The 13,158-nt window shown below is 34.5% G+C and carries 12 protein-coding genes; 10 read left to right on the top strand and 2 right to left on the bottom strand.

The features are described 5' to 3' along the window. Positions 1-148: 148 nt before the first annotated feature. Positions 149-592, bottom strand: a complete 444-nt coding sequence (locus ACQKMD_RS14515) for an RrF2 family transcriptional regulator (RefSeq protein WP_427752864.1) — start codon at positions 590-592, stop codon at positions 149-151. 167 nt (positions 593-759) lie between these two features. Here ACQKMD_RS14515 and hmpA point away from each other — a divergent pair, with 167 nt between their 5' ends. From hmpA to ACQKMD_RS14495, 4 genes are all read left to right on the top strand, one after another. Next, a complete protein-coding gene (gene hmpA, locus ACQKMD_RS14510) occupies positions 760-1,944 on the top strand; it encodes an NO-inducible flavohemoprotein (protein WP_427752863.1) in 1,185 nt (394 codons plus the stop codon). Positions 1,945-2,235: 291 nt separating this feature from the next. After that, complete coding sequence (locus ACQKMD_RS14505) at positions 2,236-3,684, top strand: DUF5776 domain-containing protein (protein ID WP_427752862.1); 1,449 nt, start codon at positions 2,236-2,238, stop codon at positions 3,682-3,684. A gap of 258 nt (positions 3,685-3,942) precedes the next feature. Then, complete coding sequence (locus tag ACQKMD_RS14500) at positions 3,943-5,403, top strand: DUF5776 domain-containing protein (RefSeq protein WP_427752861.1); 1,461 nt, start codon at positions 3,943-3,945, stop codon at positions 5,401-5,403. Between the two features lie 110 nt (positions 5,404-5,513). Next, positions 5,514-5,774, top strand: coding sequence for a DUF1294 domain-containing protein (locus tag ACQKMD_RS14495; RefSeq protein WP_427752860.1), 261 nt, complete (start codon positions 5,514-5,516; stop codon positions 5,772-5,774). Positions 5,775-6,357: 583 nt separating this feature from the next. Here ACQKMD_RS14495 and ACQKMD_RS14490 read toward each other — a convergent pair. Continuing rightward, entirely contained in the window at positions 6,358-6,735 is a 378-nt protein-coding gene (locus ACQKMD_RS14490; RefSeq protein WP_427752859.1) for a sigma-w pathway protein ysdB, read from the bottom strand. Positions 6,736-6,819: 84 nt separating this feature from the next. Between ACQKMD_RS14490 and ACQKMD_RS14485 the strand changes: the two genes are divergently transcribed. From ACQKMD_RS14485 to ACQKMD_RS14460, 6 genes are all read left to right on the top strand, one after another. Continuing rightward, positions 6,820-7,305 carry a dUTP diphosphatase gene (locus tag ACQKMD_RS14485; protein ID WP_427752858.1) on the top strand — a complete coding sequence of 162 codons (486 nt, stop codon included), beginning with the start codon at positions 6,820-6,822 and terminating at the stop codon, positions 7,303-7,305. Positions 7,306-7,376: 71 nt separating this feature from the next. Continuing rightward, positions 7,377-8,465 carry a M42 family metallopeptidase gene (locus tag ACQKMD_RS14480; protein WP_427752857.1) on the top strand — a complete coding sequence of 363 codons (1,089 nt, stop codon included), beginning with the start codon at positions 7,377-7,379 and terminating at the stop codon, positions 8,463-8,465. A gap of 135 nt (positions 8,466-8,600) precedes the next feature. Then, entirely contained in the window at positions 8,601-9,566 is a 966-nt protein-coding gene (gene argF, locus ACQKMD_RS14475; RefSeq protein ID WP_427752856.1) for an ornithine carbamoyltransferase, read from the top strand. A 637-nt stretch (positions 9,567-10,203) separates the two neighbouring features. Further along, positions 10,204-11,040 carry a metallophosphoesterase gene (locus ACQKMD_RS14470; RefSeq protein ID WP_427752855.1) on the top strand — a complete coding sequence of 279 codons (837 nt, stop codon included), beginning with the start codon at positions 10,204-10,206 and terminating at the stop codon, positions 11,038-11,040. A gap of 100 nt (positions 11,041-11,140) precedes the next feature. After that, the gene (locus ACQKMD_RS14465; protein WP_427752854.1) at positions 11,141-11,788 is read left to right on the top strand and encodes a response regulator transcription factor; all 648 of its coding nucleotides are present in this window, start codon (positions 11,141-11,143) and stop codon (positions 11,786-11,788) included. A gap of 118 nt (positions 11,789-11,906) precedes the next feature. Further along, positions 11,907-13,151, top strand: coding sequence for a sensor histidine kinase (locus ACQKMD_RS14460; RefSeq protein WP_427752853.1), 1,245 nt, complete (start codon positions 11,907-11,909; stop codon positions 13,149-13,151). Positions 13,152-13,158: the final 7 nt, after the last annotated feature.

Genomic DNA, 13,158 nt, shown 5'->3' with positions numbered 1-13,158 from the left:
TTTAATTAATAATCGCCCAAGAAAATGCTTGGGCTGGAAATCTGCACACGAAGCGTTCATGGAGCAAGTGTTGCACTTAATTTGACAAAGTAACAAATAAAAAAGAGATAATCTATAATCGCTTTTTGATTAAGGAGATTATCTCTTTTTATTTTTGGTCAGGAAATAACAGTGCAGCTAATTCCTCTTTTGAGTGCAGAAAATTAGCTAAAGTATATTCATCAAGAACTGCAATATATGCATGCAGTGCTTTGTTTAGAGCACCCTTTAAACTGCAGACAGGTGAAATAATACAGCCCACCGATTCTGGATTAAAACAATCTACAAGGTAGAAGTCCTCCTCGGTTTGTCGGACTAATTTTCCGATGACAATATCTTCTGGATTTAAGGCTAATCTGATACCGCCACCTCTACCTCTAACAGTTTCAATATAACCAAGTTTTCCGAGTTCGTGCGTTACCTTCATCAAATGGTTTTTAGAAATACCATAAGCCTCCGAAATTTCTTTAATTGTAGAGAGGTCTTCAATGTTTCTTGCGCCTAAATACAATAGGACACGTAGAGAATAATCTGTATACAAAGTTAAACGCATTTGATTCACCACCATTTCTTTTACATTATAACATGGCATTGAATTGTGTCTAAAAAATCAAAAGATGTATTTTAAATGTGTCTTTTGTGTTAAAGATGTATTTTATATATTGCTTTAAAGTAGAAATAGGCGTAAATTATAGACAGTTAAGAAAAGGAGTGTTTGATATGTTATCTAAATCAACAATGGAAATTGTAAAATCAACAGCACCAGTATTGGAAGTCCATGGTAAGGCCATTACAACAGTGTTTTACCGTAATCTATTTGAAGCACATCCTGAACTATTAAATATATTTAATCATGCAAATCAAGCAAAAGGGCGTCAACAAACTGCTTTAGCAAACACTGTTTATGCAGCAGCAGTGCATATTGAAAACTTAGAAGCCATTTTACCCGTTGTAAAACAGATTGCTCATAAACACCGTAGCTTAGGCATAAAAGCAGAGCATTATCCAATTGTCGGAGAGTTTTTATTAAAAGCGATAAAAGAAGTTCTTGATGATGCAGCAACAGATGAAATTATCCAAGCATGGGGAGAAGCATACGGCGTAATTGCTGATGCATTTATCCAAACAGAAGAAGTGATGTACAAAGAAGCGGAAGCTCAAGAAGGTGGTTGGCGCTACTTTAAAGAATTTGTGGTAGTGAAAAAAATACAGGAAAACGAAAAAATCGTTTCTTTTTACTTAAAACCTGCTGATGCTAAAAAATTACCTGCATACAAACCAGGCCAGTATATTACAGTACAAATTGAAATTCCAGGCGAAAAGTACTTGCATAATCGCCAATATAGCTTATCGCAAGCAGCTGGTGAAGAGGCATACCGAATTTCAGTTAAACGTGAAGATGAAGGACATCCAAATGGAGTCGTATCAGTTTATTTACATGAACAGTTAAAAGAGGGAGATACATTACAAGTAAGTGCTCCAGCTGGTGATTTCCAATTAGATATGACTTCAACAGCACCGGTTGCATTCATTAGTGGTGGCGTAGGTATCACACCTTTAATGAGTATGTTTGAAACAATTGCAACTACAGATGTTGATCGTAAGACAACATTTATCCATTGCGCTCGTTCCGAAAACTACCATGCATTTGAAAGAGAAATTGATACATTATTAGCGGAAATGCCAAATGCAAAGTATTTAAAATTAAATTCTGATGAACCCAATGGTATTATCAATAGTGCTTTTATACAGCAACATGTAGCTAAAGGTAGCAACGTTTATGTATGTGGTCCAGCTAACTTTATGGAAGCGGTCATCAATGACTTATATACTTTAGGCTTCAAAGAATCGCAAGTACATTATGAATTTTTCGGACCAGCCATGCAATTAGAGATAAAAGCATAAGAACCTCAAATGCCATTAGTAGTGTAAAATCTATTAATGGCATTTTTATGTAGAAAACGAAGAGTTATTAAAAAAGTCATATGAATTATACTTTTTTGAAAAATTAATAGTCAATTATAGGTCTAAAGTTTTCTTAGAATAACAATTTTGCTTGTATTGAACTAGTTGGGCAAATAAAATTCGTCTAAATTGTGGATGTTAGAAGACGCATGAATTTGTTAAACTCATAGAGTTCAAAGTCTAGATACATAGTAGGGTGACTTTAGAAGAAGGTATAAGGGGATTTAAACATTGAAAAAGAAACGTATTATACTTACACTTGTTTGCATGATTGTAATTTGTTCTATTAGTATAACAACTTTGGCTGCGAACAATTTAGCGCCAGCTAATCCAGATAGCACGACTGAATGGGAGAAAGAAGAAAAAGAGCAGTACAATATGAATGTTAGAGTACAATCAGCTGAGCCAGTCATTGCCGATATTTCGAAATGGCAATATTTAATAGATTGGGCAACAGCTAGTAAAGTACTAGACTTAGCGATTATTCGTACACAATATGGTAGTGGTTTAGAAGATACATATCATAAAATATATGAAGCAGGAGCATTGCAATACGGTGTGCCATTCGGTGTTTATTCATATAGTATGGCTAAATCTACTGCAGAAGCGAGAATTGAAGCAAATACTTTTTACGATCGTGCTAACAAAAATGCTAAATTTTATGTAATTGATATTGAAGAAACAGCAACTAATGGAGAGAGTGTTCGTGATATTATCAATGCATATGTAGCCCAGTTACGCACGAAAACAGATAAAAAAATTGGCGTCTATATCGCACACCATTTATATAAACAATTAAACATTGATACAACCAAATTTGATTTCGTATGGATTCCACGATATAGCACTACAGATACACCTCCGGACTATGAATACCACTTGTGGCAATATACGGACAAAGGAACAGTGCTTGGAATTAATACAAATGTAGATTTAAATAGATTAAACCCGAATGTATCATTAGATTTCTTTACAAAAGAAAATAGCAAACCTGTTGATCTTTCAAATTATTATACAAAGAATCCTAAGAAAGTATCTATACGAAAAAAAGTGAATCAATATACCAACAAAAATTTTACTACTTCGAAGAAAGCAGGTTCACTGAGCAAAAATACAATTGTTGAAGTAAAAGGTATAGACTACTCTAACAATGGGTTACCGAGATTAGTATTAGCTAATGGAATGTATATTACAGCTAGCAAGAGCTATGTAGTAAAGTTAATTTCAAATATTGACGATTATTATACTGCAGTTCCAAAGAATGTCGTTATAAAAAATGATGTGACAAATTATAGTAGTACAAGTTTTACAACTGCTAAAAAAGTTTCTACATTAAAAAAAGGTAAGATTGTTAGTATTGCAGATATTGATTATACAAAGGGTGGTACACCACGTTTGAAAACCACTTCGGGGACATATGTAACTGCAAATAAAAAATATGTATTAAAAACAACAGCTAACATTGCGAATTATATTACAGTTAAACCTATTGAAGTAAAGACAGTAAAGAAAATATATCAATATAAAAGTACTTCTTTAACTTCAGCAAATAGAGATATGGCAATAGCAAAAGGTAAAATGCTAAAAGTCTCTGCAATTGTCTATACAAAAGGCGGTACGCCAAGACTTAAACTACCAAATGGCTATTATACAACTGCAAATAAAAGTTATGTGCAGTAATAGTTGATAGGGGAAAATAAAACAATGGGGGGAGTGTAGTTCCCTTTCATTGTTTTTCTTTTAGTTTCATTTTTTGTTTGTGAAATATAACATTTTGGAACTGTTATGATATACAACTGTTAGATGAATTTAAAGTTCGTAAAGGAAATGATTTGGAGTTGTGTTCAATTTGTTATATAGATTTTGTTATGCTTAAGTGGCTATTTCTAGATTGCTTCACATATTGAAATAGCGAAAATACATAAGGAGCTACAAAATATGAAAAAACTACGTTTTATAACAATGCTATTCTGTTTAGTCGCTGTAAGTTTTTTTGCCTTGCAAACCACCTCGGCAAGTGAATTAGGGCCTGCTAATCCAGATAGCAAAACAAAGTGGGAAACCGAACCTGAAGTGAAGGCAAATTCTAATTTGCAATTACGTGCTGTGGAACCGGTTATTGCGGATATTTCAAAATGGCAAGGAACTATCGATTGGGCGACAGCAAGTAAGAATTTAGATCTGGTTATTATTCGCACCCAATATGGTTCAATTTTAGAAGATATAAAACACAAGGAATATGAAGCTGGTGCTCTTAAATACGGCGTACCTTTTGGGGTATATTCATATAGCCTAGCGGAATCTACTGCAGATGCGAAAGTAGAGGCAAATTCTTTTTACAATCGTGCTAGTAAAGATGCTAAATTTTATGTATTAGATGTTGAAGAAAATACGAGTAAATCTGGCGAAAGTATGCGTACAATTATCAACGCATACGTGAAGCAACTGCGTACTAAAACAGATAAAAAAATAGGTGTTTACATTGCGCACCATTTATATAAAGATTTAAATATTGATACGTCAAAATTTGATTTTGTTTGGATTCCACGTTACAACAATACAAATACTGTTCCAGCCTATAATTATAATCTATGGCAATATACAGATAAGGGGGTTGTTCCTGGTATTTCAACTTACGTGGATTTAAATCGTTTAAATCCAAATACACCACTGCAATTCTTTACAGAAGAAGCTGAAACTGACACAGCAGGGAAAGATGAGTATTATACAACTAACCCTAAAAAAGTAGTAGTGAAGAAAACGGTCTATCAATATAGTTCCACAAGTTTTACAACTGCAAATAAAGGTGCTGCATTAAGTAAGAATTCTATAGTATCAGTTTCAGGTATTGTTAAAACTGCAAACGGTACTCCGCGACTAAAATTAACGAATGGTAAATATATTTCTGCGAACAAAAAATTTGTTTTAAAAGTAACAAGTAATATTGATCAGTACTACACTACAGTGCCAAAAAACATTGTTGTGAAAAAAGGATTAAATGCATACAAGAGTGTAAATCTTACATCTAGTAATAAAATTTCAGGTGTCAAAAAGAATACGATTTTAAGTATTAAAGACATTGCGTATACGAAGAATGGTACTCCGAGATTAATAACGACATCGGGCTCATATATCACTGCAAATAAAGACTACGTATTAAAGCTACCAACTAACTATTATGACTATTTGACAAGTAACCCTGGTCAAGTAAAAGTTACTAAGAAAGTATATCAATATAAAAGTACTTCTTTTACGGCAGCTAATAGAGGACAAGCAATTGCTGTAGGATCTACTGTCAAATTAAGTAGTATTGCATACGGAACGAATGGTACCCCACGATTAAAATTAACGAATGGTTATTATATTACAGCGAAGAAAACCTATGTAACAGCAAAATAATTAGTATAGTATTTGTATAAGTATATATAATTGTAATAATCAGTAAAAACACACAGCAATTAGACTGTGTGTTTTTTATAAGAAAAATATGTCTCTGGAAGGAGAATAAGATGAGTGCAATTATACTTTATTGGATATTACTTATGTCTGCAATTGGTTTAATTTTAATGGGTTATGATAAAAGAAAGGCTATCAATCATGAATGGCGTATTAGAGAAAGGACTTTATGGCTTGTTGCACTTTTTGGAGGGGGAATAGGTTCGTATATAGGTATGCGAATTTTTCGTCATAAAACGCAACATACCTCCTTTGCATTTGGCTTACCGGCGATTGCGGTTATTTATGCCGTCATTTCATTAGCTATCTATTAATAAAAAAGTACCGTCATAAAAAGAAGGTACCTTTCCGACTGTAGACAAACTCGAAGAAATTCGAGTTTGTCTACAGTCTTTTTTCTTTTAAAAAATAGATAAGACCGTTGATTTCTGGACGCTTTCCGCGGGCAGGCGCCAAGCCGCTTCGTCTCTACGCTTCTGCAGGGTCTTGGACAGTCCCGCTTTTCCCGCAGGAGTCGCAACCTCCGCTCTAATCAACTACACATGTGATAAAAACAAATCTTTTGAAGGTGATAGAAAATGATGACGAGAAAAAGTAATCCTAAAAGCAAAGATCAAATTGAAATGATTTGCTTTATATCAACTAGTACCTCAAAATTGAGGGTGCGGTGGACAACTTTAAAGGTCTTAAAAAAGTGTTCATGCAAGCGATGCTTACTTTTCCTGCTGTAAATTTAAACAAATTAGCCAATTGGACTTGGCTAATTCCTAAAATGGTATTAAAGAGGATCACAATAACGAAAATATATAAAAAAACAAAAGACATTCAGGATGCGAGCATTCTGAATACCTTTTATCGAGATACTGAAAAGTACCGTCTTAAAAAGACGGTACTTTTTTACTTCATCAATTGTTCAATTGGATTTTTCCAATTAATTGTCGCATTTGGATAGTGGCGACGGATTTCGCTTTCTAAAAATAGAAAATCATCTTTCTTTAAGCCTTGGAGTTCCATTACATTTTTCGTATCAATGAAGATGGATACGACATCTAATGTGTCATTAGCTGATCCTAGATACTTTTCACCCTCGAACATAGCGCCTTTATAAGAAATAAAAAAGTTCTTTCGTGCGTTTTTTGAATCATCATAGAAGTAGTAGCTTCTTCGTTGTACCGCATCTTCAAATTTTCGCTTTGGATTAAAAAAGTAGCGAATGACTTTATACATGACATATAAAATGAGCACAACTAATGAAACACGAATGAGAACAAGCATCTACAGTTCCCCCTTGTACAAACATTATTCTTTCCTATACGATAGAAGAGATAGAAAAGTTTCAAAAATGTTAGGGGAATTATAATGAATTTACAAAAACTTTTTACAATGCAGCAACAACTTGATGCATTTATTGAAGAAACACAACAAATTACAAAGGATGTATTCCGTGAAAAAGGGTTAGCATTACTTGTTGAGTTAGGTGAACTTGCAAATGAAACACGTTGCTTTAAGTTTTGGAGCACAAAGGGACCTTCTGAGCGTTCGGTGATTTTAGAAGAGTTTGTAGATTCTATTCACTTCTTATTATCATTAGGTATTATGAAGGGTTTCGATGATTTAGTAGAGTGGCCAACAGCATGTCGTGAGGGAGATTTGACAGATCTCTTCATCCAGACGGAAGGGGCAGTTCTAAACTTCATTCTTAAGCCTGAGAGAGCACAATATGAAGATGCATGGATTTTATATGGTGCCCTGGCAAATGCATTAGATTTTACAGCTGATGATATCGTGCAAGCGTATATCGCAAAAAACGAAAAAAATTATGAACGTCAGCGCAATGGATACTAGAGTATTTTTTGAAAATTGGCTATTATTGAATTATAATAGTTGAAGATTCGAATATTTAGGAGGACGAAATAATGCAACAATTGGATGAGACTTTAACAATGTTAAAAGAACTAACTGACGCACGTGCTGCTTCAGGTAATGAACGTGAAGCACGCGAGGTAATGAAAAAGTACATCGCACCTTTTGCTGACAGAATGGATAGTGATAATTTAGGTGGAGTAATCGCTGAAAAAGTGGGCGATGCAAACGGACCTAAAGTTATGATAGCAGGCCATTTAGATGAGGTAGGCTTCATGGTCACTCAAATTGATGATAAAGGTTTCTTGAAATTTCAAACAATCGGTGGCTGGTGGTCACAAGTAATGCTAGCACAACGCGTGCAAGTCATTACGCGTAAAGGTGAAACGATTATTGGTGTAATTGGTTCTAAACCACCGCATATTTTACCAGCAGAAGTACGCAACAAACCTTTCCAAATTAAAGATATGTTCATCGACGTTGGCGCTACTTCTAAAGAAGAAGCTGAAGGATGGGGTATCTTACCTGGCGATATGGTCGTACCTTATTTTGAATTTACAGTGATGAAAAACGAAAAACATTTACTTGCTAAAGCATGGGATAACCGTATCGGCTGTGCGATTGCAATTGAAGTATTAAAAGGGCTAAAAGACGAAAAACATCCGAATGTCGTTTATGGATGTGGTGTTGTCCAAGAAGAGGTTGGTTTACGTGGAGCTAAAGTAGCGACGCATAAAATTCGACCTGACATCGGTTTTGCAGTTGATGTAGGTATTGCTGGTGACACACCAGGAATTACATCAAAAGAATCAACGAGTAAGATAGGTGCTGGCCCACAAATTATTATTTATGATGCTTCGATGATTGCACATAAAGGTATACGTGATCTTGTGGTGGATACTGCAAATGAAAATAGCATCCCATTCCAATATGAAGCTATTCCAGGAGGCGGTACAGACGCAGGTGCCATTCACATAACTGCTAACGGTGTACCTTCTTTATCAATCGGTATTGCAACGCGTTATATTCATTCACATGCAGGGATTTTACATCGTGATGACTTTGAAAATACCGTTAAATTAATCGTTGAAGTGATTAAGAAATTAGACCGTGAAACAGTAAATAAAATTATCTTTGAATAAGGTTATATTAAAATCCTTGGCTCACACGAGCAAAGGATTTTAATTTTTTGGAAAAAACATAAAAATACAATTGATTTAATATTTATGCATATGTATAATGGTTATTAACAATAAAAAAGTTGGGAGTGATCATATATGAAACTATTAGAATTAGTGCAACTAAAATTAGTAGAAAGCTTAAAAGGCAAAGATCTAATTTCACTTGTAGACTATACAAGTGAGGAGGTACAGAGCTTACTAGACTTATCCATTCAATTGAAAACTATTACTAAAGAAGGGAAATGTCCTCCGTTATTAGAAGGGAAAACGTTAGGAATGATTTTCGAAAAGCATTCTACACGTACTCGTATTTCATTTGAAGTAGGTATGAATCAACTCGGTGGAAAAGGTATGTTTATGCATGCTCGCGATTTACAAATAGGACGTGGAGAATCTATTTATGATACTGGGCATGTATTATCAGGTTATTTGGACGGTATTATGATTCGTGCAAATTCACATGAAATGGTAAAAGAACTCGCTGAACACGCATCTATTCCTGTTATTAACGGTCTAACAGATCTTGCTCATCCATGTCAAGCACTTGCTGACCTTGAAACAATTGCAGAAGAAAAAGGTTATGTGAAGGGCTTAAAACTAGCATATATTGGTGATGGAAATAATGTAGCCCATTCATTAGTAGTAGCTGCTGCACATGTTGGAATGGATGTAGTTGTAGCAACACCTAAAGCGTATGAACCAAGTGAGGCAGTCATGAGAAAAGCAACGGAAATTGCAACTGTAAATGGTAGTACTGTATCATTCACATATGATCCTGCTGAAGCAGCAAAAGATGCAGATGTGATTTATACAGATGTATGGACTTCTATGGGGCAAGAAGAGGAAGCTGCAAAACGTTTAGCAGACTTTAATGATTATCAAATTAACGATGCATTAGTAGCGAATGCAAAAGCAGATTATATGTTCTTGCACTGCTTACCAGCCCACCGTGAAGAAGAAGTAGCGACATCTGTTATTGATGGACCAAACTCATTTATCTTCGAACAAGCGGAAAATCGTCTTCATGCCCAAAAAGCAGTTTTAGCTTCTATCTTAGGGTAGATACTAATTGAAAACGATGCTGACATTAACATAAAGTGTATAAGGCTACATGTTTCATAAATTTAAAAAAGTACATTACTACTAATAGTGATGTAGACTGTAGACAAACTCGAAAAAAACGAGTTTTCTACAGTCTTTTTATTTTTCTATAGGATAGATCAGGTTTTCCGAAGCTTACCACTCGCTTTCCGCGTGCGTGCGCCGAGCCGCTTCGTCGCTATGCTCCTGCAGGGTCTCGTCTGTCTCGCAATTCCCGCAGGAGTCGAGTAGACGCTTCTCCAAACCAATAAAATGCTACCTTTTACTTTTCTATTTACTCATTCAATTAAATAGACTACAGACTGTATTTTAAACAAGATAGATCAGGTTTTCCGAAGCTTACCGCGAGCGAGCGCCGAGCCGCTTAGTCGCTGCGCTCCTGCAGGGTCTCGTCTGTCTCGCTTTTCCCGCAGGAGTAGCGGACGCTTCTCCAAACCCAAAGGAACTATCGGGAATAGGTTTGAGTTTTTTGTAACATTCGCGTAACAGATTTAGTTTATTCTAATCCACGAGGTCTTTTCGAAAGTAGAAAATATAGATTTTGGTTTTGGTGTTGATTCAAAAGTTATTAACAATACGTTAGAATGGTAGTGAAAGTATGAAAAGATTAATTTTTAATATTATAAAATGCCTAATTGTATTAAGTATAGTTGTAGCGGGAATCGTCATATATTCATTTAAGATAGAGCCGAAACGCCTAATCACAAAGGAATATGAACTGGAAGTCGTAGCAGGAGGAGAAAGTTCATTAAAGGTAGTGCAATTTTCAGATGTGCATTTAGGTCCGAATTATTCGCTAGAGCAACTTGGTAAACTTGTTGAGAAAATTAATCGACTTGAACCTGATGTAATAGCTTTTACTGGAGACTTAATGGATGTACCATCTGAGTTTGAAGATAGGTCAAAAATAAGTACGATATTGGGTAGACTAAGTAGTAAATATGGAAATTATGCAGTTTGGGGAAATCATGATCGTGGAGGCGGTGGAGTTAGGTTTTATGAAGAGATAATGAGTTCATCTGGATTTAAGTTACTGACTAATGAGAGTAACGTTATAGATCTTGAAAATGGAAAAGTAATAAATGTTATAGGATTGGATGAAGCGATGCTTGGAAATCCTGATGTTCAAAGAGCATATGAAGGTACAAATGATGAGGGGATGAACCTCCTTATATTACATCAGCCTGACCTTATAGACCAGGTAGGAGATGAAAATATTGATGTCGCACTTGCAGGGCATAGTCACGGTGGACAAGTTGATGTCCCAGTGATTGGTGCTATATATACGCCCCCTCTTGCAGAGAAATACACCAAAGGGTTATATCAGCTTGGTATCCATAAGTATCTATATGTAAATAGCGGGATTGGTACTACGAGGATACCCGTTCGATTTTGGAACCCTGCAGAAATATCGGTGTTTAACATAACTTTATAAAATGACTTTTAAAAGATAAGCGTCAAATAATACCCTCTATGCGCTAGGTGGGGATTATTTGACGCTTACCTATATATGAAATCGGAAAGGAGTGTATAAAATGAATATTCTAATAGCAGATGATGAACAGCATATGGTTAAAATACTTTCAGCCTATCTAAAAGATGAAGGCTTTAATATTCTAGAAGCTGGAGATGGACAGGAAGCGTTGGAGATTTTTGAAACAACTAAGATTAAGCTAGCAATTTTAGACTGGATGATGCCTAAAATTGATGGAATAGAAGTATGTAAATATATTAAGGAAAACAGTCAAACTAAAGTTCTAATATTAACAGCGAAAGGTCAAAATGAAGATGAAATACACGCCTTACATGGTGGAGCTGATGAATATATTAAAAAGCCATTTGATCCGCGTATATTAATTTTAAGAGTAAAAAAGCTATTGAATATGAGTGAAGAAATAAAAGTGAAAGATATTCTCATCAAAGAGAGTGAAAAGAAAGCATATAAAGAAGAAGAACCTATCCAACTAACAAAGATAGAATATGATTTATTGCTTTTCTTCATAAAAAATAAAGGCGTGATTTTATCAAGGGATAAGTTGATTGATTTAGTTTGGGGCTTGGATTATGAGGGGGATCATAGAACTGTAGATACTCATATCAGAAGATTAAGAACTAAAATTGGAGATGACCTGATTAAAACCTACAGAGGCATTGGATATTGCCTGGAGGTGAAGGAAGATTAAAATAAGAAATAAATTTTCTATTGGTATATCATCAGTAGTAATTTGCATTTATATATTCTCGATACTAGCAAATATATTTTTGGTAGACAGATATTACATTCATGAGCAAAACAAGGTTTTGGATAAGGCGGCTAGCCATATACTCAAGGAGCCTAAGAAAAACCTTTTAAATGATTTGAAAAAGATAGAAGAGAAATACGCTATTACTATTGTCTATTCAGAAGTAAGTGGAAGTTTGGATCAAATTAATGAAAGAATAATTATGGAATTTGACAAGAAAAAAATAAAGCTAAACAAATTTTGGCTTACTGAACAGACGTTGGATAAGTTGCAGGAAAAAAACGTAAATAAGATATACGACCAAGGGGTAAGTAAATATAAAGTTTTAACTAAATTTATGAAAATAGATAATTATATAATCGCTATTGGATTACCATTGCCGCATATGGAAGATACTATTTCCATAATAAATAGATTTAATATTGTTTTGATGTCCATTTCTGTCATGTTAATTGTCTTTTTAGTAGTGATTATATCCAACAAAATTACAAAACCATTAGAATCCTTGAAAAATTTATCTCAAGATATAGCCAATTTAAATTTTAGGAAAGAAGAGATAATGACAAATGATGAAGTAGGAGAGCTAGCAAAAAGTATAAACATTATGAGTGGAAAATTAGAAAAAGCTCATGAAGAAATTAATAGTCAAAATAAGCGTTTGAAAGAACTAATGGCAGACATATCCCATGAGTTGAAAACACCACTATCATTAGTGAAAGTATATGAACAAGGAATATCGGACGGTCTGGATGACGGTACTTACAGAGACACCATTGAAGAACAGATTGAAAAAATGAATGCTCTAATAGAGAAGCTTTTGTTTTGGACAGCACTAGAGAATGGTACATTAAACAAATCTACTTTTGATATAGGTAAAAGAATTATTGAAATGACAAAGAAGTACAAGCTGATCCTGCAGGAATACGATATTAATTTATCACTAGATGTAGATGCGAGCAGAGAATATTTGATTCAAGCTGAAAAAGAAGGAATCGATATTGTACTCGATAATTTAATTACGAATGCCATTAAATATTCCTATGACAAGAATATTGAAATTGCTTTAAAGAAAGCCAATAATGCCGTGAAGCTGACGATTGCTAACGGGATAGGTGAAATGACTGAAAATGATTTAGAAAATATTTGGAGACCTTTCTATGTACTAGAAAAATCAAGAAGTAAGGAGCTTTCTGGAACAGGATTGGGTTTACCTATTATTAAGACCATTTTAGATAATCACAATGTGGATTATGGATTTGAATTGAAAAATAATAAGTTAGAGTTTTTTGTCACATTCGTGTAACAAGCCC

The organism is Viridibacillus sp. NPDC096237 (assembly GCF_050278625.1).
GTDB lineage: Bacteria > Bacillota > Bacilli > Bacillales_A > Planococcaceae > Viridibacillus.
The sequence above is the reverse complement of the archived record's forward strand: the minus strand, read 5'-3'. Positions and strand labels throughout refer to the sequence as shown.